Source organism: Burkholderia sp. AU18528 (assembly GCF_002223215.2).
Taxonomy (GTDB): domain Bacteria; phylum Pseudomonadota; class Gammaproteobacteria; order Burkholderiales; family Burkholderiaceae; genus Burkholderia; species Burkholderia semiarida.
In genome coordinates, this window is sequence record NZ_NKFC02000006.1 from 1,900,166 (window position 1) to 1,918,242 (window position 18,077).

19 protein-coding genes are annotated in these 18,077 nt (G+C 67.8%); 9 read left to right on the forward strand and 10 right to left on the reverse strand.

Annotated features, from left to right (window positions below; translation table 11 throughout):
* Positions 1 to 3: 3 nt before the first annotated feature.
* A complete protein-coding gene (locus CFB52_RS25340; RefSeq protein WP_059584474.1) occupies positions 4 to 945 on the reverse strand; it encodes a helix-turn-helix transcriptional regulator in 942 nt (313 codons plus the stop codon).
* 214 nt (positions 946 to 1,159) lie between these two features.
* Between CFB52_RS25340 and CFB52_RS25345 the strand changes: the two genes are divergently transcribed.
* From CFB52_RS25345 to CFB52_RS25360, 4 genes are read left to right on the forward strand one after another with little or no spacing between them, the layout of a single operon-like run.
* Complete coding sequence (locus CFB52_RS25345; RefSeq protein ID WP_099317756.1) at positions 1,160 to 2,812, forward strand: (2,3-dihydroxybenzoyl)adenylate synthase; 1,653 nt, start codon at positions 1,160 to 1,162, stop codon at positions 2,810 to 2,812.
* On the forward strand, positions 2,809 to 3,582 hold the full coding sequence (locus tag CFB52_RS25350; RefSeq protein ID WP_059584469.1) for a thioesterase II family protein: 774 nt from the start codon (positions 2,809 to 2,811) through the stop codon (positions 3,580 to 3,582). Before CFB52_RS25345 ends, CFB52_RS25350 begins: the two co-directional genes overlap by 4 nt.
* The gene (locus CFB52_RS25355; RefSeq protein WP_059640806.1) at positions 3,579 to 3,884 is read left to right on the forward strand and encodes an isochorismate lyase; all 306 of its coding nucleotides are present in this window, start codon (positions 3,579 to 3,581) and stop codon (positions 3,882 to 3,884) included. The genes CFB52_RS25350 and CFB52_RS25355 overlap by 4 nt, the downstream gene beginning before the upstream one ends.
* The gene (locus CFB52_RS25360; protein ID WP_099317757.1) at positions 3,881 to 5,314 is read left to right on the forward strand and encodes an isochorismate synthase; all 1,434 of its coding nucleotides are present in this window, start codon (positions 3,881 to 3,883) and stop codon (positions 5,312 to 5,314) included. Before CFB52_RS25355 ends, CFB52_RS25360 begins: the two co-directional genes overlap by 4 nt.
* A 13-nt stretch (positions 5,315 to 5,327) precedes the next feature.
* Here the strand turns inward: CFB52_RS25360 and CFB52_RS25365 are convergent, their stop codons facing one another.
* Positions 5,328 to 6,212 (reverse strand): LysR family transcriptional regulator, encoded by an 885-nt coding sequence (locus CFB52_RS25365; protein ID WP_180278257.1) that lies wholly within the window; start codon positions 6,210 to 6,212, stop codon positions 5,328 to 5,330.
* A gap of 77 nt (positions 6,213 to 6,289) precedes the next feature.
* On the opposite strand from CFB52_RS25365, the gene CFB52_RS25370 reads away from it, so the two are divergent.
* Complete coding sequence (locus tag CFB52_RS25370; RefSeq protein WP_099317759.1) at positions 6,290 to 7,591, forward strand: aspartate aminotransferase family protein; 1,302 nt, start codon at positions 6,290 to 6,292, stop codon at positions 7,589 to 7,591.
* A 77-nt stretch (positions 7,592 to 7,668) separates the two neighbouring features.
* The gene (locus CFB52_RS25375) at positions 7,669 to 7,863 is read left to right on the forward strand and encodes a hypothetical protein (protein WP_099317760.1); all 195 of its coding nucleotides are present in this window, start codon (positions 7,669 to 7,671) and stop codon (positions 7,861 to 7,863) included.
* On the opposite strand, the gene CFB52_RS25380 is transcribed toward CFB52_RS25375, so the two are convergent.
* On the reverse strand, positions 7,853 to 8,497 hold the full coding sequence (locus CFB52_RS25380; RefSeq protein WP_099317761.1) for a DUF2878 domain-containing protein: 645 nt from the start codon (positions 8,495 to 8,497) through the stop codon (positions 7,853 to 7,855). The genes CFB52_RS25375 and CFB52_RS25380 overlap by 11 nt on opposite strands.
* A gap of 261 nt (positions 8,498 to 8,758) precedes the next feature.
* Complete coding sequence (locus CFB52_RS25385; RefSeq protein ID WP_099317762.1) at positions 8,759 to 9,508, reverse strand: SDR family oxidoreductase; 750 nt, start codon at positions 9,506 to 9,508, stop codon at positions 8,759 to 8,761.
* Positions 9,509 to 9,549: 41 nt separating this feature from the next.
* Here CFB52_RS25385 and CFB52_RS25390 point away from each other — a divergent pair, with 41 nt between their 5' ends.
* The 3 genes from CFB52_RS25390 to CFB52_RS25400 all read left to right on the forward strand — a co-directional run bounded on the left by CFB52_RS25390 (position 9,550) and on the right by CFB52_RS25400 (position 11,910).
* Complete coding sequence (locus tag CFB52_RS25390) at positions 9,550 to 10,527, forward strand: AraC family transcriptional regulator (RefSeq protein ID WP_099317763.1); 978 nt, start codon at positions 9,550 to 9,552, stop codon at positions 10,525 to 10,527.
* A 73-nt stretch (positions 10,528 to 10,600) separates the two neighbouring features.
* Complete coding sequence (locus CFB52_RS25395; RefSeq protein ID WP_059584450.1) at positions 10,601 to 11,458, forward strand: AraC family transcriptional regulator; 858 nt, start codon at positions 10,601 to 10,603, stop codon at positions 11,456 to 11,458.
* A 44-nt stretch (positions 11,459 to 11,502) separates the two neighbouring features.
* The gene (locus CFB52_RS25400) at positions 11,503 to 11,910 is read left to right on the forward strand and encodes a DUF2000 domain-containing protein (protein ID WP_099317764.1); all 408 of its coding nucleotides are present in this window, start codon (positions 11,503 to 11,505) and stop codon (positions 11,908 to 11,910) included.
* A 33-nt stretch (positions 11,911 to 11,943) separates the two neighbouring features.
* Here the strand turns inward: CFB52_RS25400 and CFB52_RS25405 are convergent, their stop codons facing one another.
* The 6 genes from CFB52_RS25405 to CFB52_RS25430 form a co-directional block, all read right to left on the reverse strand.
* Positions 11,944 to 12,294, reverse strand: coding sequence for a VOC family protein (locus CFB52_RS25405; RefSeq protein WP_059640790.1), 351 nt, complete (start codon positions 12,292 to 12,294; stop codon positions 11,944 to 11,946).
* Positions 12,295 to 12,457: 163 nt separating this feature from the next.
* Positions 12,458 to 13,159 (reverse strand): ABC transporter ATP-binding protein, encoded by a 702-nt coding sequence (locus tag CFB52_RS25410; protein ID WP_006484776.1) that lies wholly within the window; start codon positions 13,157 to 13,159, stop codon positions 12,458 to 12,460.
* Positions 13,159 to 13,932: a high-affinity branched-chain amino acid ABC transporter ATP-binding protein LivG gene (gene livG / locus CFB52_RS25415; RefSeq protein WP_059584445.1), complete on the reverse strand. Its 774-nt coding sequence runs from the start codon at positions 13,930 to 13,932 to the stop codon at positions 13,159 to 13,161. Before livG ends, CFB52_RS25410 begins: the two co-directional genes overlap by 1 nt.
* On the reverse strand, positions 13,929 to 15,200 hold the full coding sequence (locus CFB52_RS25420; RefSeq protein ID WP_099317940.1) for a high-affinity branched-chain amino acid ABC transporter permease LivM: 1,272 nt from the start codon (positions 15,198 to 15,200) through the stop codon (positions 13,929 to 13,931). The genes livG and CFB52_RS25420 overlap by 4 nt, the downstream gene beginning before the upstream one ends.
* Positions 15,201 to 15,211: 11 nt before the next feature.
* The gene (livH, locus tag CFB52_RS25425) at positions 15,212 to 16,138 is read right to left on the reverse strand and encodes a high-affinity branched-chain amino acid ABC transporter permease LivH (protein WP_059584442.1); all 927 of its coding nucleotides are present in this window, start codon (positions 16,136 to 16,138) and stop codon (positions 15,212 to 15,214) included.
* Between the two features lie 183 nt (positions 16,139 to 16,321).
* Positions 16,322 to 17,440: a branched-chain amino acid ABC transporter substrate-binding protein gene (locus tag CFB52_RS25430; protein ID WP_006484706.1), complete on the reverse strand. Its 1,119-nt coding sequence runs from the start codon at positions 17,438 to 17,440 to the stop codon at positions 16,322 to 16,324.
* Between the last annotated feature and the right edge of the window lie 637 nt (positions 17,441 to 18,077).

Below are 18,077 nucleotides of genomic sequence, written 5' to 3' on the forward strand. Positions count from 1 at the left end.
GTTTTAGATCGCCGCGCCCGCCAGTTCCTCGTGGTCGATCGCGTTCGACGACACGCGAATATCGCTCGGCGAAATGCCGTAGCGCTTGCGGAACGCGATCGAGAAATGCGCGGGGCTGTAGCCGACGCGGTACGCGACGGTCGATACGTTCGCATCCTCCGCGCACAGCATCGCGTGCGCGGTCCGCAGCCGGTATTCCTGCAGATACGCGTACACGCTCGTACCGAACACCTTGCGGAAACCGGCCGTCAGCTTGCGCGAATTCATCCCGACGCGCGCCGCGAGCGCGTCGAGCGTCGGCGGATGCTGGAGCTCGCGCGTCAGGATGTCGCTCGCCGCGTACACGCGCTCGACATCCGACGACGTGACGCGCACGTCGGCCGGCGCGGACTGCCGCTGCGTGGCCAGCAACTGCGCGCTCAGCGCGGTCAGCTCGAACGCCTTCGCCTTCAGGTAGTACTCGCGCACGGCCCCCTCGAACGGACAGGTGGCGATCTGCACGGCGAGCGCCTGCAGCGCCTTCGACGCCGGGCAACTGACGATGCGCGGATCGCCGCCCGTCGGCGCGAGCAGCTTCTCCGGCAGCAGGCTCAGGTTGCGGTCGAGCGCATCGAGGCCGAGCTGCACGATCGTGTAGCGCAGCGGCACGTCGCGGTCGTAGATCTGGTGCGTCGTGAATTCGCCGTCGTTGGCGATCACGCACAGGCCCGGCCCCTTGATGCATTGCTCGGGCTGGCCCGGCACGCGGCAGCGCAACTGCCCGCTCTGCACGAGGACGAGCTTCAGCCCTTTTTCGAGCGGCTCCTCGTACCAGTCGCGGCTATCCGAGCACAGCGTGCCGCTCATGAGTTTCATGCCCGCGTCGATGTGCACCACGCCCGGGTGATTGCCGGGCACGAGCACCGGCGGGTGACGTCGTGACGAAGCGAAGGAGGTCGATCTCATCGGAGGTCCGTTGGTTAGGCGGCACGCGCGGACCGGCACGCACCGGCAGCCGGCCGATTGTCCGGCCGGATTGGCCGGGCGCCGCGCGACCGGCGCCTGATCGAACGAAATTGCCGCGATATCGAAAGAAACGGCGCTATCGCAGCACCCGTTCCAAATGATAATACCTCTCATTTACATTTTCTGACAACTTGCCGGAACCCAAGGTCAGCGCATGCAACCCTCCCCTTCCTCCCTGGCGGCGGCCGTGCCGGCCGACGCGCCCGACTGGCCCGACGACTTCGCGCGCCGCTATCGCGACGCCGGCTACTGGCAGGACACGACGTTCTTCGACGCGCTCGACGCGTGCGCGCGGCGCCATCCCGACGCGCTCGCCATCGTCGACGGCGCGCGCCGCCTGCGCTATCGCGATCTGCTGGCGCGCATCCGCCGCCTCGCGGGCGGCCTCGCACGGCTCGGCCTCACGCGCGGCGACGCGGTCGTCGTCCAGTTGCCGAACGGCGCGCGCTTCATCGAGACCTGCTTCGCGCTGTTCCAGCTCGGCGTGCGGCCGGTGCTCGCGCTGCCGGCCCACCGTCACTACGAGATCGGCGCGTTCTGCCGCTTCGCCAGTGCGCGTGCTTACCTCGGCGCGTCGCGACTCGGCGATTTCGACTGCCAGCCGCTGGCGGCCGCCTTGCAGGCCGACTGCCCGACGCTCGAGCACGTCGTGATGGCCGGCGACGATCACGCATTCACGTCGTTCGACGCGCTGTACGACGCGCCACCCGTGCACGCCTGCGCGGCGCGCGCCGACGACATCGCGTGCTTCCAGTTGTCGGGCGGCACGACCGGCACGCCGAAGCTGATTCCGCGCCGCCATCGCGAGTACCTGTACAACGTGCGCGCGTGCAGCGCCGCGAGCGGTGTCGATGCCGACACCGTCTACCTCGCCGCGCTGCCGATGGCGCACAACTTCACGCTGTGCTGCCCCGGCACGATCGGCGCGCTGCTCGCGGGCGGCCGGGTCGTGACGACCTCCCGGCCCGAGCCCGACCAGAGCTTCGCGCTGATCGCGCAGGAACGCGTCACGCATACCGCGCTCGTGCCGCCGCTCGCGCTGCTGTGGCTCGACGAGCAGCCGCAACGGCAGGCCGACCTGTCGAGCCTGCGCGTGCTGCAGGTCGGCGGCGCCCGGCTGATGGACCACGCGGCCGCACGCGTGACGCCCGTGCTCGGCTGTCGATTGCAGCAGGTGTTCGGCATGGCCGAAGGGCTCATCTGCTGCACACGGCTCGACGATACGCCCGAGCGCATCGCGCGCACGCAGGGCCGCCCCGTCTCCGAAGGCGACGAAGTGCGCATCGTCGACGAAGCCGGCGCACCGGTCGCGCCCGGCGAGATCGGCGAACTGCAGGTACGCGGCCCGTACACGATCCGCGGCTACTACCGGCTCGCGGAGCACGACGCGACGGCGTTCACGGCCGACGGCTTCTACCGCAGCGGCGACCGCGTGCGGCGCACCGCGGACGGCGACCTCGTCGTCGAAGGCCGCGACAAGGATCAGATCAACCGAGGCGGCGAGAAGGTCTCGGCCGAGGAAGTGGAGAACCTGCTGCTCGCGCATCCGCAGGTGCACGACGCGGCGGTCGTCGCGATGCCCGACCCGATGCTCGGCGAGCGGACCTGCGCGTTCGTCGTCGCACGCGCGCCTGCTCCGTCCAGACTGATGCTGAAACGCTACCTGCGCGACCGCGGGCTCGCGGCCTTCAAGATCCCCGATCGCATCGAATTCATGCCGCGCTTTCCGGAAACCGGCATCGGCAAGACCAGCAAGAAATCGCTGCGCGACCTGTTGCGCCGCCAGTTGCAGGCGGCAGCCGCATGAGCGCGCGCCCGACCGAGTCGAACTGGATTCGCGAGTTGCGGCTGTCGCCGTGCCCGCGCGCGCAGCTCGTCTGCTTTCCTCACGCGGGCGGCACCGCGAATTTCTTTCGCGGCTGGAGCCGGGCGCTGCCGTGGGACGTCGATCTGCTCGCGCTGCAGTATCCGGGCCGCGAGGAACGCTTCGGCGAGCCGTGCCTGCACTCGATCGACGCGCTCGCCGGCCCCGCCGCCGACGCGCTGCAACGCCATGCACACGCGCCGCTCGTGCTGTTCGGGCACAGCCTCGGCGCCGCGCTCGCGTACGAGGTCGCGGTGCGGCTCGAGGCGCGCGGCGCCGCGCCGCTTTACGTGGCCGTTTCCGCGCTGCCGCCGCCGCATCGCCAGCGCCCGTCGGATCTGCACCTGCAATCCGACGACGCGCTCATCGGCGACGTCGCCCGGCTGTCCGGCGAGCACGCCGCGCTGCTCGCCGACCCGGAAATGCGCGCGATCTACCTGCCGATGATCCGCGACGACTACCGCGCGATCGAAACGTATCGGCGCGAGCGTCCGCCGCGCATCGATGCGCCGCTCGGCGTGATGCTGCCGCTCGCCGATACCGAGCTCGACAGCGACGAGGCGCATGCGTGGCAGGACGTCGCGACGCGCCCGATCCGCGTCGCGACGTTCGACGGCGACCACTTCTACCTGCGGCACCAATACCCGGCGGTGATCGCCCATCTGGTCGAACGGATCGACCAGTCCCTTCGTTACGGAAAGGAGTACACATGAAAACACCGGACGCCTGCACGGGGCTTCCCGACATTCGCGAAGCGATCGATCGCCTGGACGCCGACATCATCGACGCGCTCGGCCGGCGCATGCAGTACGTAAAAGCCGCGTCGCGCTTCAAGCCGGACGAGGCGAGCATCGCCGCGCCGGAGCGGGTGGCCGCGATGCTGCCCGACCGGCGCCGCTGGGCCGAACAGGCCGGCCTCGACGCCGACTACGTCGAGACGCTGTTCGCCCAGCTCATCGCGTGGTACATCGCGCAGCAAACCCGATACTGGCGACAACAGCGGGGGCTCGCATGACCGCCGGTCTTCCGCTGCTGCACGACACGTTCGCGCGGGCGGCCCGCCGCGCCGCCGCCACCGGCACGCCGACGCTGGCGTCGGTCTCGGTGCCGCTGCGCGCGCTCGACTTCTTCGACCTGATCGCCGCGTGGGACGACGGCGTCACGCCGTGGTGCTTCCACGAAGCCGGCGATGCATCCGTCACGCTGTTCGGCTGGGACTGCGCAGTCGAACTGAGCGCCGCCGGCGACACGCGCTTCGCGCAGATCGATGCACGCTGGCGCACGCTCGTGCGCGACGCGGTCACGGCCGGCCCGCAGCCGCCGCGGCTCGTCGGCGGCTTCCGGTTCGATTCGCGGGGCCCGCGCAGCGCGCACTGGTCGCCGTTTGCCGATGCGAGCATGACGCTCGCGAAGCTGCTGATCGTGCGCGAAGGCGATGCGCACTGGGCCATCTGCCAGCAGGTCGTCTCCGCCCACGACGATCCGGCCGCGCTCGCGCATGCGTGTCTTGCACGGATCGACTCGCTCGGCGCCCTTGCGCCGGCCGCGGAAGACGAGGCGCCGCAACTGCTGCACACGCAGGCGCTGCAGGCGAGCGAATGGCAGCACGAAGTCCGTCGCGCGGTGGACGCGATCCACGACGGCGCATTCGGCAAGGTCGTGCTCGCGCGCGACGTGCTCGAACAGTACGCGCGGCCGGTCGCGATCGCGCCGCTGCTGCGCCGGCTGCGGCGGCGCGACGCGCATGCGCACCTGTTCGCGGTCCGTCGCGAAGGGGCGTGCTTCGTCGGCGCCACGCCGGAACGGCTCGCGCGCGTCGCGGCCGGCGACGTGCGCACGCATGCGCTGGCCGGCACGATCCGGCGCGGCGCGACGCCCGACGACGATCGTGCGCTCGGCGCCGCACTGATGGCTTCGGCGAAGGAGCGGCTCGAACACGCGCTCGTCGTCGACGCCATCCGCGCCGCGCTCGGGCCGCTGTCGCGCGCGCTCGACGTGCCCGATCGACCGTCGCTGCACCGGCTGCCGAAGCTGCAGCACCTGAGCACGCCGATCCGCGCGACGCTGAACGCGGATGCGTCGCTGTTGCAGGTCGTCGCCGCGCTGCACCCGACGCCCGCGGTCGCCGGCCATCCGCGCGCACCGGCGCTCGACCACATCCGTGCGCACGAAGGCTTCGATCGCGGCTGGTATGCGGCGCCGATCGGCTGGATCGATGCGCACGGCAACGGCGATTTTATCGTCGCGCTGCGCTCGGCACTGGTCGCGGAGGGCGCGTGCCGGTTGTTCGCGGGCTGCGGCATCGTCGCCGATTCCGAGCCGGCCAACGAATATCAGGAAACCGAACTGAAGCTGTCGGGCATGCGGGCGGCGATCCGCGTGCGCGATACGGCGGCGGCCGTGCGTGGCCGCACGCACGCGTCGGCCTCGTCGACGGTCGACTGATTCGCGCCGGCCGTCAAAGCAACGGCAGCGTTTGCCGGATATGGTCGGCGAAAGCGGCCGTCAGGTGCGACGGCCGCTTCCGGTCGAACCGCAGCGTAATGCCCACGGCCGGCAACGGCGGCAAGTGCGGGTCGCCGTTGACGATCGCGAGGTCGGCCGGCACGGCCGTCTGCGTCATCACCGCGAACGCCTGCCCCGAGCGCACCAGCGCGATCAGCCCGGCGAGGCTGCTGCTCGCATACGCGACGCGATAGTCGCGGCCGGCGCGGTTCAACGCGTCGCAGGCCGCGAGGTGATCGAGCGTATCGCGATCGGACAGCGCGAGCGGCAGCGGATCGAAATGCGCGGGCTCGAGCCCCGGATAGCCGATCCACACCAGTTGCTCGCGGCGAATGATGTCGTCGGTCGCGCCGTCGTCGGGCACGGAAATCATCGCCAGATCGACCGCACGCTTCTCCAGGTGTTCGACGAGCCGCGGCGTCGGCCCGCACACGACTTCGACGATCGCCTGCGGATGCTGGCTCGAAAACTGCCGCAGCAGCGACGGCAGCCACACTTGCGCGTAATCGTCCGGGCACCCGAACCGGATCGTCCCCGACAGCCCCGTGCCGCACAGGTCGGCCATCGCCTCGTCGTGCAGCCGCAGGATGCGCTGCGCATGCACGAGCAGCCGCTCGCCCGGATGCGTGAGCACCACGCCCCGGCCGGTGCGCTGGAACAGCGGCTGGTCGACGGCCTCTTCGAGCCGCTTCATCTGCTGGCTGAGCGCGGATTGCGTGCGGCCGACCCGCGCGGCCGCGCGGCTCAACGCGCGCACCTCGGCGATCACGACGAACGAGCGCAGCAGGTCGATTTCGAGCGAAAGCGCCAAGGTATTAGCCCCTCTTCTAGCTTGCATTAGAACTATTCGTTTCCATCAAACCAGACGCGCGCCTAGACTGCAAGCGATCCCTGCCCTTTGCCCGGAGCCGCCCGATGTCCCTGAACGACGACGCAACCTTCTGGCGCAACGCCACGCAGCACATGGTCCGCTACGGCGGCACGTTCGAGCCGATGATCGTCGAGCGCGCGAAAGGCAGCTTCGTCTACGACGCCGACGGCCGCGCGATCCTCGATTTCACGTCGGGCCAGATGAGCGCGGTGCTCGGCCACAGCCATCCGGAAATCGTGTCCGTCATCGGCGAATACGCGGGCAAGCTCGATCACTTGTTCAGCGGGATGCTGTCGCGGCCGGTCGTCGATCTCGCGACGCGCCTCGCCGACATCACACCCGCCGGGCTCGACCGCGCGCTGCTGCTCAGCACCGGCGCGGAATCGAACGAGGCGGCGATCCGGATGGCGAAGCTCGTCACCGGCAAGTACGAGATCGTGGGCTTCGCGCAGTCGTGGCACGGGATGACGGGCGCCGCCGCATCGGCCACCTACAGCGCCGGCCGCAAGGGCGTGGGCCCCGCGTCGGTCGGCTCGTTCGCGATTCCGGCACCGTTCGCGTACCGGCCGCGCTTCGAGCGCAACGGCGCGTACGACCCGCTCGCCGAACTCGACTACGCGTTCGACCTGATCGACCGGCAGTCGAGCGGCAACCTCGCCGCGTTCATCGCGGAGCCGATTCTCAGCTCGGGCGGGATCATCGAGCTGCCGGAAGGCTACATGGCCGCGCTCAAGCGCAAGTGCGAGGCACGCGGGATGCTGCTGATCCTCGACGAGGCGCAGACGGGCGTCGGCCGCACCGGCACGATGTTCGCGTGCCAGCGCGACGGCGTGACGCCCGACATCCTGACGCTGTCGAAGACGCTCGGCGCCGGGCTGCCGCTCGCGGCGATGGTCACGTCCGCGGCGATCGAGGAACGCGCGCACGCGCTCGGCTACCTGTTCTACACGACGCACGTGTCCGATCCGCTGCCGGCCGCCGTCGGCCTGCGCGTGCTCGACGTCGTGCAGCGCGACGGCCTCGTCGCGCGCGCGAACACGATGGGCGAGCGGCTGCGGCACGGCCTGCTCGACCTGATGGAGCGCTTCGACTGCATCGGCGACGTGCGCGGGCGCGGGCTGCTGCTCGGCGTCGAGATCGTCAAGGATCGCCGCACCAAGGAGCCGGCGGACGGGCTCGGCGCGAAGATCACGCGCGAGTGCATGAAGCTCGGGCTCAGCATGAACATCGTGCAGTTGCCCGGCATGGGCGGCGTGTTCCGGATCGCGCCGCCGCTGACCGTCAGCGAAGACGAGATCGATCTCGGCCTGTCGCTGCTGGAGCAGGCGATTACCCGCGCGCTTTGACGTCCTCCCCCGCCTCGCGCCATCGTCGCGACGCCGACCGCGTATCCGTCCCGCGATGCAGGCGTGGGAGCAACCCGATGACGACCGCGACGCACCGGGCCGGCGCGACCGACCACTGGTTCGTCACGCGCCGCGATGCGGACACCGGCATCGAAAGCCTGCATGCGCATTTCAACGGCCATCCGTACGATGGGCACGACCACGACGACACGCAAACCGGTTATATGGAACCGGGCGGTCGTCGCGGCCGCGCAGATTTCCCTACGCCATAGTCTTGCGTGACAGGCTGGCCTGATTCGCTTGAAACAAATCGCCGATCCTGATCCATCGAGCGGCCGTGACGGCAAGCGCACCAGCGTTCAGGTACAGGCACGACAACCAGTATGGAACGCTGACGAACTGCTTGAGCGTCGGCGCATAGTCGAACAGCCCCAACATCGAGACAAATCCCTCGCCAAGAGGACCGCATACGGCAAGCACCAACGACACGACGACGATCTGCGCACGGTATTCGGACGTCAACGCGATACGCACGACCCACAACGCGATAAGCGCCAACGTCAGCTCGGTCGGGTGGGAAATGCCCCAAATCCCGGAACAAAAGTATGCCGCGTGAACGATCGCGAACGGCAATAACAACTTGGAGAACGAAGAAGGCGTCGCGTTCTTCGTAAGGAAAGACGTGAAGGCCAGTATCAGCGTGATCGCGGCGACGAAGATCGGCCAGACGAATACGGATTGCGCGTCGATAAACGGGCCGACGTTGTAGCTCAAGATGCCATTGCGGACATGATAGAAATGGTCGCCGAAACTCAATAGCCCCAATCCACCAAGCAGCACGCAGATCAAAGCCCTGTAACCAGCGGATCGTGTATCCCCGCCCGTCTCCATTGTCGTGTCGTTCATACGAGTCTCCTCCGTTTACCGGACTACGCGTCTGCGCCACCGACAACGCGCAACCATTACATTGACCACTGTAATTGTGGACGAGGCTGAGCCGTAGTCAAGGATGAAGTCGATAATTCGAGGAAGCTACCTAACGTCGTTGCATGCGTGAACGGCGCGCGCGATTCGCGATGATCGATCAGCGATGCACGGTCACGAGCTTGCCGAACGGATCGCGCACAAAGGGGCGCCGTACGCCCCTCGGCTCGTCGGCCGGGCCGTTCAACCCGCTTCCGCCGCCCACGCCTGCGCATCGGCGCCGGCCGGAATACGCATCGGGCTCGACGGATCGGTCGCCGCGCGCCACACGGCTTCGGCGACGTCCTGCGCGTGCGTGATCGGCCCCGACGCATCGAGCATCCGCGCCACGGCCTTGCCGACGAAGTCCGCATACGCTTCGTGCTCGAAGCCGTGCATGTTGGCCCGTGCGTTGTCCGCGAAACGCGTGTCGGGCGCGCGGCCCGGCAGCACCAGATGCGCGCGCACGCCGAACGGCGCGAGTTCGACCGCCATCGATTCGGTGAACGCATTCACCGCCGCCTTGCTCGCCCGATACGCGCCGACCAGCGGCAGCGCCTTCAGCGTGACGCTCGACGTGACGTTCACGACCACGCCGGCGCCGCGCGCGCGAAACTGCGGCAGCACGGCCTGCGTCACCGCGATCGTGCCGATCGTGTTGGTGTCGAACAGCGCGCGCACCGTGTCGAGCGGCGTGAGTTCGGCCGGTGCGGCCGCGCCGAAGCCCGCGTTGTTGACGAGCACGTCGATCGGGCCGGCCGCGTCGATCGCGGCGCGAATGCTGTCCGCGCTCGTCACGTCGAGCGGCAGCACGCGCAAGCGCTCCGACGGCGGCAGCACGTCGTCGGCCGGCTTGCGCATCGTCGCGACGACCTGCCAGTCGCGCGCCAGAAAATGCCGCGCGATTTCGAGGCCGAAGCCGGAGGAACAGCCGGTAATCAGTACGGTCTTCATGCGAACTCCTGGGGTGTGTTGAGCATGTGTTCGTACGATAGATGGCGGGAGCCGTATTCGCTACAATCGACAATCCGCTTTTCTTTTGCGAGAGTCCGGCGATGATCGACCCGCTGACCGAAGTCGTGACGCTGCTGCAACCGGGCGCGCGGTACTCGAAGTACGTGCGCGGCGCGAGCCCGTGGGCGATCAACCGCACGGTCGCCGGCGAGCCGTTCTATTGCGCGGTCCTCGACGGCGGCTGCCGGATCGCGATCGACGGGCATGCGCCGATCGAACTGCTGGCCGGCGACTTCATGCTGATTCCGGCGGCCTACGGCGTCGCGATGTCGAGCCTCGAACCGCCGCCGCCGGGCGTCGACACCGCCCCGCCCGTCATGCTCGAGCACGGCGAATACCGGATCGGCGATCCGGCCAACCCGGTCGATACGCGGATGATGGCCGGCAACTGCAGTTTCGGTTCGCCCGATGCATCGCTGCTGGTATCGCTGCTGCCCCGCTTCGTGCACGTGCGCGGCGAACCGCGGCTGACTACCCTCGTGCAACTGGTGCGCGACGAATCTCGCGCACAGCGGCCTGCCCGCGAGATCGTGCTGGCGCGTCTGCTGGAAGTGCTGCTGATCGAGGCGCTGCGGTTCACGACCGGCACGCACGCGTCGCCCGGGCTCGTGCGCGGGCTCGCCGACAGCCGCCTCGCGGCCGCGCTGCGCCGGATGCACGAACGCCCCGCGCACCCGTGGACGATCGTCGAACTCGCGAAGGAAGCCGCGCTGTCGCGCTCGACGTTCTTCGAACGCTTCAGCCGCGCGGTCGGCGTCGCGCCGATGGAATACCTGCTGACGTGGCGCATGGCGCTCGCGAAGGATCTGCTTCGCCGCAACGAAGGCCGCATCGCGGAAATCGCGGCGCGCGTCGGCTACAGCTCGGCGAGCACGTTCAGCGTCGCGTTCGCGCGGCATGTCGGCCGGCCACCCGCGCAATATGCGCGCGACGAACAGGCGGCGGTGAACGGAGCATGAACCGCACGCGCCTCCGCTGTTCCGCCGCCTGCTTACAGGTTCCGTCACACAACGACGACGTGAGAGGTAGCCGATGACGACAGATGCGAAAGCCACCGGCGAACCCGACCACTGGCTCGTCGCGCGCCGCGACGCGGAAACCGGCATCGAAAGCCTGCACGCGCATTTCAACGGCCATGCATACGACGCGCACGACCACGACGACATGCTGGTCGGCTTCACCGAACAGGGCGTGCAGCGCTTCCAGTGCCACCGCTCGCTGCACACGAGCGTGCCGGGCCGCGCGATCCTGATCGAGCCGGGCGCGATGCACGACGGCCACGCGCCCGAAGCCGGCGGCTTCACGTACGGGATGCTGTACCTGCCGCAGGCCTGGGTCGAGCGCGCCGCGCGCCGGCTCGACCTGCCGGGCCTCGGCAGCGTCGAAGCCACGTTCGGCCACACGCTCGTCGACGATCGCGGCCTCGTCGATGCGATCCGGAATGCGTTCTTCGCGCTCCACGACAACGAAGGCCGGCTCGCGCGCGACCAGACGCTCGACCGCCTGCTGATGCGGCTCGGCAGCCATCTGGGCGGCCCGCTTGTGCTGGAAAGCGGCGTCGTGCCGCCCGCGATCGCACGCGTGCGCGACCTGCTGCACGAACACATGGGCGACAACATCGGCCTCGACGAACTCGCGAGCGTCGCCGGCATCGACCGGTTCCGGCTGACGCGCATGTTCCAGCGCGCGTTCGGCACGTCGCCGCACGCGTACCTCGTGCGTTTGCGGCTGCGAGCCGCGCGCCGGCTGCTGGCCGCCGGCCGCACGCCCGCGCAGGCGGCCGCCGACGTCGGCTTCGCGGACCAGAGCCACCTCGGCCGCTGGTTCCGCCGCGCGTACCGGATCACGCCGGCCGCGTACCGGCAACTCTGCACAAACGTTCCAGACTGATCGCGCGCGGCGTCGGATCATGGGCGCTCCAACCAGGAGCAAGCATGTTCGATACCAAAGTAGCGCTGATCGTGCGCGACGATCTCGCCGCGTGGCAGAAACTCAATGTCGTCGCGTTTCTCGCGACGGGCGTCGCCGCCGGCGCACCCGAAGCGCTCGGCGAACCTTACGAGGACGCGGCCGGGCGCCGCTACGGCAGGATGCTGGGCCAGCCGATGCTGGTGTTCGCGGCCGATCTGAACGGATTGCAGGCCGCGCACCGGCAGGCGCTGTCGCGCGAACTGACGATCGTGCCCTACGTGCGCGCGATGTTTTCGACCGGGCACGATGCGGCCAACCGCGAAGCGTTTCGCGCCGAGGATGCGGAGAATCCCGATCTGGTCGGGTTGGCGTTGCACGGGCCGAAGAAGGCCGTGGACAAGGCGGTGAAGGGGCTGGCGTTGCATGCGTGAACGCCGGCGGCGTGCCCGGCCCGCCGTCGCCGGTCAGCGATGCGCGAGCACGTTGACGAGCTTGCCGAACGGGTCGCGCACGTAAAAGCGCCGTACACCCCACGGCTCGTCGGCCGGGCCGTATTCGACGGGCACGCCGGCCGCATGAACACGCGCAAGCGCTTCGTCGAGATCGTCGACCTCGATCGACAGATCGGGCGTCGGCGTGCCCGATCCGCCCTGCGACGCGAAGCTGATCTGCACGGCCATCTGCTCGGCGTTGCCGTAGGTCGCGATCCAGCCGTGGTCCATCAGCAGGTCGAGGCCGAAGATGTGCCGATAGAAGCGCTTTGCGTCGTCGATCGAGCGTGTGTCGATATTGGCGACGATTCGTTTGACCTTCATCGGTTTGCTCCGGGAAGCGAGGAAGTCGCCGATTCGACTACGATCGAAGCCGAATCGGCTGCGGATTCGCTACACAAACGGGAATGGCCCCCATCGTACCGACACATCCGGAAACAACGCTAAAAAGCCACCGGCCCGTTGCAGGCCAGCGGCTTCCCGCCGATCAACCGCCGAGATACGCTTGCTTGATCCGGTCGTTCGCGAGCAGGTTCGCGCCCGTGTCGGCCAGCACCACGCGCCCCGTTTCGAGCACGTAGCCGCGATCGGCCACGCCGAGCGCCTTGTTCGCGTTCTGCTCGACCAGGAACACCGTGACGCCCTCGTCGCGGATCGTCCGGATGATGTCGAAGATCTGCGCGATCACGAGCGGCGCGAGGCCGAGCGTCGGTTCGTCCAGCAGCAGCAAACGCGGCTTGCTCATCAGCGCACGGCCGATCGCCAGCATCTGCTGCTCGCCGCCCGACATCGTGCCGGCCCGCTGCGCCGCGCGTTCCTTCAGGCGCGGAAACAGCTTGAACACGTGCTCGATGCCGTCGTCGATCTCGTGACGGCTCGCGAAAAAGCCGCCCATCTTCAGGTTCTCGAGCACCGTCAGGCTCGGGAACACGCGCCGCCCTTCCGGCGAGATCGCCATCCCCTGCCGCATGATCTGGTGCGTCGACATCGCGGTGATGTCGTTGCCCTCGAACAGCACGCGGCCCGACGACGCGCGCGGCGTGCCGCATACCGTCATCATCAGCGTCGTCTTGCCGGCGCCGTTGCTGCCGATCAGCGTGACGATCTCGCCCTTGTTCACTTCGATCGACACGCCCGCGAGCGCCTCGACCGCGCCGTAGTGCGTATGGACCTGTTCCAGCTTCAGCATCACTCTTCCCCCAGATACGCCTTGATCACGCGCGGGTCGTTGCGGACCGCTTCCGGCGTGCCGATCACGATCGGCCGGCCGTGCTCCATCACGAGGATGCGGTCGGACACGCCCATCACGAGGCTCATGTCGTGTTCGATCAGCAGCACCGATACGCCGAATTCACGGCGCAGCTTGTCGATCAGGTGCTGCAGCTCGATCTTTTCCTGCGGGTTGAGGCCGGCCGCCGGCTCGTCGAGCATCAAGAGGCGCGGCTCGGTGATCATGCAGCGCGCGATCTCCAGACGCCGCTGGTGCCCGTACGACAGCGTGCCGGCCGGCCGGTTGGCGACCGCGGTCAGCCCCATCCGGTCGAGCCACACGGCCGCGCGTTCGAGCGCTTCCTTCTCGGCGCGACGATACGCGGACGTCGCGAACAGGCCGTGCAGCAGCCCGGCCTTCACCTTCCGATGCTGCGCGACGAGCAGGTTCTCGACGACGGTCAGCGACTTGAACAGGCGGATGTTCTGGAACGTGCGCACCAGGCCCTTCAGCGCGATCTGGTGGCTCGGCAGCCCGCCAATCGCGTGGCCGTCGAGCACGACATCGCCGCCGGTCGGCTTGTAGAAGCCGCCGACGCAGTTGAACACGGTGGTCTTGCCCGCGCCGTTCGGCCCGATGATCGCGAACACCTCGTTGCGGCGCACGTCGAAATCGATGCCGTCCACCGCGAGCAACCCGCCGAAGCGCATCTGCAGCCCGGCCACCTTCAACAGTTCTGCATTCGCGCTCATTGCGGCAGCTCCACGTGAGGACGGCTCGCGGGCAAGAGGCCCTGCGGACGCCACATCATCATCAACACCATCACCAGACCGAAGATCAGCATCCGGTACTCGGCGAACCCGCGCGCGACTTCCGGCAGCACGGTCAGCAGGATCGCCGCGAGAATCACGCCGAGCTGCGAGCCCATCCCGCCGAGCACGACGATCGCGAGGATCAGCGCCGATTCGATGAAGGTGAACGATTCAGGATTCACGAGGCCCTGACGCGCGGCGAAGAACGCGCCGCCGATACCCGCGAACGCCGCGCCGAGCGTGAACGCCGACAGCTTGATGCGCGTCGGGTTCAGGCCGAGCGAACGGCAGGCGATCTCGTCGTCGCGCAGCGCTTCCCATGCGCGGCCCATCGGCATGCGGATCAGGCGGCTCGTCACGAACAGCGTGAAGCCGACCAGCACCAGCGCGATCAGGTACAGGAAGATCACCATGTGCTCGCCGCTGTATTCCAGCCCGATCAACTCATGGAAAGTCTTCGCGCCTTCGACGCTCGCCGAGCGCGCCATCTCGAAGCCGAACACCGTCGGCTTCGGAATGCTCGAGATGCCGTCCGGGCCGCCGGTGAGGCTCGTCAGGTTGTTCGCGAGCAGGCGGATGATTTCGCCGAAGCCGAGCGTGACGATCGCGAGATAATCACCGCGCAAACGCAGCACCGGGAAGCCGAGCAGGAAGCCGAACGTCGCCGCGGCCACCGCCGCGATCGGCAGGCATTCCCAGAACGACAGCCCGAAATACTGGTTCAGCATCGCGTACGTATAGCCGCCGACCGCGTAGAACCCGACATAGCCGAGATCCAGCAGCCCCGCGAAACCGACCACGATGTTCAGCCCGAGACCGAGGATCACGTAGATCAGCGCGAGCGTCGCGACGTCCACTGCACCGCGCGAGCCGAAGAACGGCCACACGAGGCCAACGGCTAGCAGCACCCAGATGATCACGCGCTGCTGCTGCGCGCCCATCGCGGGCATCGCCGGCAGCTTCACCGCCGATTTCGCGCGCACGAGCCACGGCTTGAACAACTGGAACAGGAACACGGCCGCGACCGCGATCCACACCGGGCGCCAGTGCGGCGTCAGCACCACCTGATAGCCGTCGAGCTTCAACTGCAGCCCGAGCACAGGAATCGTGAGGATCGCCGTCAGGAGCGCGGCGGCCACGGCATTTTTCAGCGCCTGGCCGATCGATGCGTCGGCGGCCGGGCGGCGAACGGAAATGACTTGACTCATCTGCGTCTCCGTCAAACCTTTTCGATGTCCGACTTGCCGAGCAGGCCGGTCGGGCGGAAGAGCAGGATCAGCACGAGCAGGCCGAACGCGACCACGTCCTTGTACTCGGCCGGCATGTAGCCTGCGGCGAAGGTTTCGGCGAGGCCCAGCAGCACGCCGCCGAGCATCGCGCCCGGAATGCTGCCGATCCCGCCGAGCACCGCGGCGGTGAACGCCTTGATGCCCGCGACGAAGCCGATATACGGATTCAGCTTGCCGATCGTCAGCCCGATCAGCACGCCGCCGACGGCCGCCAGCATCGCGCCGAGCACGAACGTGAACGAGATCACCCGGTTCGTGTCGATGCCGAGCAGGTTCGCCATCTTCATGTCCTCGGCGCACGCGCGGCACGCACGGCCCATCCGCGAATGCGAGATGAACAGCGTGAGCGCGATCATCAGCACGATCGTCACGCAGACGATCAGCAGGCGCGCATACGGAACCGTCACGTCGTAGTCGCCGCCGAGATGGATCTCGAACGCGCCGGAGATCAGCACGGGCACCGACACGTCGCGCGCGCCCTGGCCGATCTGCACGTAGTTCTGCAGGAAGATCGACATGCCGATCGCGGAAATCAGCGGCACGAGGCGCGGGCCGCCGCGCAGCGGGCGATACGCGACGCGCTCGACCGCGAAGCCGTACAGGCCGGTGACGATCACCGACACGATCAGCGCGGCGCCGAGCACGAGCGGCAGCGGATAGCCGGCGGAGATGCCGATGGCCGTCAGGGTCACGAGGCCCACGTATGCGCCGATCATGTAGATCTCGCCGTGGGCGAAGTTGATCATGCCGATGATGCCGTAGACCATCGAATAGCCGATGGCGATCAACGCATAGATCGCACCCAGCGTCAGGCCGTTGACCAGCTGCTGGGCGAATTGAGGAAAGAAGTCAGTCATGTGCGGGAAGCTCCCGTTGGCGCTGGGCCGCGTGCCGTCGCCGGATCACGGCGGCCGGCCGCGCGCAGCGCACGGTGTCGTCTCGGGCCGCCCTTTGGCGCGCATGGGGCAGATGCGCGGCCAATACGCACCCGCCCCGTCCGGGTTTCGGGCGGGGCGGGTGCGCGAGCGGATACTCCGTTGTTACTTGGCGGCGGTCTTCGTCGCGTCCTTGTGCCACGTGTACACGACGAACTTGAACGCCTTCAGGTCGCCCTGCGCGTCATACGCGACCTTGCCGATCGGCGTGTCGAACGTCGTCTTGTGCATGTACGCGGCGACCTTCGTCGGGTCCGTCGTCTTCGCGCCCGCGATCGAGTCGGCGATGATCTTCACCGCTGCGTACGACGGCATCTGGAACGGGCCGTTCGGGTCGCGCTTCTTGTCCGCGAACGCCTTCACGAGCGCCGCGTTGGCCGGATCGGCCGAGAAGTCGGCCGGCAGCGTGACCAGCATGCCTTCCGAGGCCGGGCCGGCGATCGCCGTCACGTCCTTGTTGCCCACGCCTTCAGGCCCCATGAACGTCGCCTTCACGCCCTGCTCGCGCGCCTGGCGCATCAGCAGGCCCATTTCCGGGTGGTAGCCGCCGAAGTAGACGAAATCGACGCCTTGCGACTTCAGCTTCGTGATGATCGCCGAGTAGTCCGAATCGCCGGCGTTGATGCCTTCGAACAGCACGACCGGGATCTTCGCGGCTTCGAGGTCCTTCTTCACCGACGACGCGATGCCCTGGCCGTACGACTGCTTGTCGTGCAGGACCGCGACCTTCTTCGGCTTCACGTTGTTGATGATGTAATGCGCGGCAGCCGGACCTTGCTGGTCGTCGCGGCCGATCGTGCGGAAGATGAAGTGGCGCTTCTTGCCTTCCGTCAGCTGCGGCGCGGTGGCCGACGGCGTGACCATCACGATGCCTTCGTTCTCGTAGATGTCCGAAGCGGGAATCGTCGAACCCGAGCACACGTGGCCGATCACGTACTTGATCTTCTGGCTGACGATCTTGTTGGCGACGGCGACGGCCTGCTTCGGTTCGCACGCGTCGTCCATCATCACCACTTCGAACTTGTTGCCGCCCGCACCGCCTGCCGCGTTGATCTGTTCGATCGCGGTCAGCGCGCCGGCCTTCACCATGTCGCCGTATTGGGCGACCGAGCCGCTCATCGGACCGGCGATGGCGATCTTCACGGTTTCCGCTTGCGCGGCGGCGGCGCCGGCGGCGAACAGCACGGCGGCGACGGAAATGGACGTAAGACGGGACAGCGTCATCTGGGAGCTCCTCGATGTTGTTTAGTCATACGGGCAAAGGCGGCATGACTTGCGCAATCGAACAGCACCCGGGGCGAGGACAGGGGACACGCCCGAGACACATAGAAGACGGAACTCCAGCGGAATGTTGCGTAGCGGGGCCCGGCTCTTGCAGTCCCCGAAGGGGACGTCTGGTTCGGAAAGACATCGTGATGCGTCTTGCATTGCGCAAGCGTTTCGCCTGCCCCGCTTGCCAAATCGCTCGTTCGGAGGGATGGTCCGACAGCCATTGGCAAGGCAGCCGAAATTATATGGGCGTTTTTCAATCGTCTGTCAAAAATGCCTGTCGATTGAGGGAAAACACGTACGTTTTGGAGGTCGGCGGGTGGCGACGGGGGCGCAACCTCCGGAAGGCGGGAACGTTTGCTTCGGGTGCAATCGGGTTGCTATTTGGCGGGTAGACCGGGGGCTGGTTCCTTGCTGGGCGCGGCGTTCGGCGAGGGCGTGATCCGCGATGGTGCGTTTTGTGGGCGGCCCAGGAGTCGATCGCCGGAAATCAATCGACTGATGATTGTGTGGGTGCGCACCAGAACGGGCGCTCGACATCGCGGAAAATCTTACTGTTTACCTTTGACGCTAAACATTTTGAAAGCTTTTT

Bases quoted from the DNA above. Each gene is read 5' to 3' on its own strand.
- CFB52_RS25395 (WP_059584450.1), top strand. From the start codon at position 10,601: ATGACGACAGATGCGAAAGCCACCGGCGAACCCGACCACTGGCTCGTC.
- CFB52_RS25370 (WP_099317759.1), top strand. From the start codon at position 6,290: ATGTCCCTGAACGACGACGCAACCTTCTGGCGCAACGCCACGCAGCAC.
- CFB52_RS25360 (WP_099317757.1), top strand. From the start codon at position 3,881: ATGACCGCCGGTCTTCCGCTGCTGCACGACACGTTCGCGCGGGCGGCC.
- CFB52_RS25350 (WP_059584469.1), top strand. From the start codon at position 2,809: ATGAGCGCGCGCCCGACCGAGTCGAACTGGATTCGCGAGTTGCGGCTG.
- CFB52_RS25345 (WP_099317756.1), top strand. From the start codon at position 1,160: ATGCAACCCTCCCCTTCCTCCCTGGCGGCGGCCGTGCCGGCCGACGCG.
- CFB52_RS25420 (WP_099317940.1), bottom strand. From the start codon at position 15,200: ATGAGTCAAGTCATTTCCGTTCGCCGCCCGGCCGCCGACGCATCGATC.
- CFB52_RS25390 (WP_099317763.1), top strand. From the start codon at position 9,550: ATGGCGGGAGCCGTATTCGCTACAATCGACAATCCGCTTTTCTTTTGC.
- CFB52_RS25365 (WP_180278257.1), bottom strand. From the start codon at position 6,212: ATGCAAGCTAGAAGAGGGGCTAATACCTTGGCGCTTTCGCTCGAAATC.
- CFB52_RS25405 (WP_059640790.1), bottom strand. From the start codon at position 12,294: ATGAAGGTCAAACGAATCGTCGCCAATATCGACACACGCTCGATCGAC.
- CFB52_RS25340 (WP_059584474.1), bottom strand. From the start codon at position 945: ATGAGATCGACCTCCTTCGCTTCGTCACGACGTCACCCGCCGGTGCTC.
- CFB52_RS25430 (WP_006484706.1), bottom strand. From the start codon at position 17,440: ATGACGCTGTCCCGTCTTACGTCCATTTCCGTCGCCGCCGTGCTGTTC.
- livH (WP_059584442.1), bottom strand. From the start codon at position 16,138: ATGACTGACTTCTTTCCTCAATTCGCCCAGCAGCTGGTCAACGGCCTG.
- CFB52_RS25410 (WP_006484776.1), bottom strand. From the start codon at position 13,159: ATGCTGAAGCTGGAACAGGTCCATACGCACTACGGCGCGGTCGAGGCG.
- CFB52_RS25385 (WP_099317762.1), bottom strand. From the start codon at position 9,508: ATGAAGACCGTACTGATTACCGGCTGTTCCTCCGGCTTCGGCCTCGAA.
- CFB52_RS25355 (WP_059640806.1), top strand. From the start codon at position 3,579: ATGAAAACACCGGACGCCTGCACGGGGCTTCCCGACATTCGCGAAGCG.
- CFB52_RS25375 (WP_099317760.1), top strand. From the start codon at position 7,669: ATGACGACCGCGACGCACCGGGCCGGCGCGACCGACCACTGGTTCGTC.
- CFB52_RS25400 (WP_099317764.1), top strand. From the start codon at position 11,503: ATGTTCGATACCAAAGTAGCGCTGATCGTGCGCGACGATCTCGCCGCG.
- livG (WP_059584445.1), bottom strand. From the start codon at position 13,932: ATGAGCGCGAATGCAGAACTGTTGAAGGTGGCCGGGCTGCAGATGCGC.
- CFB52_RS25380 (WP_099317761.1), bottom strand. From the start codon at position 8,497: ATGAACGACACGACAATGGAGACGGGCGGGGATACACGATCCGCTGGT.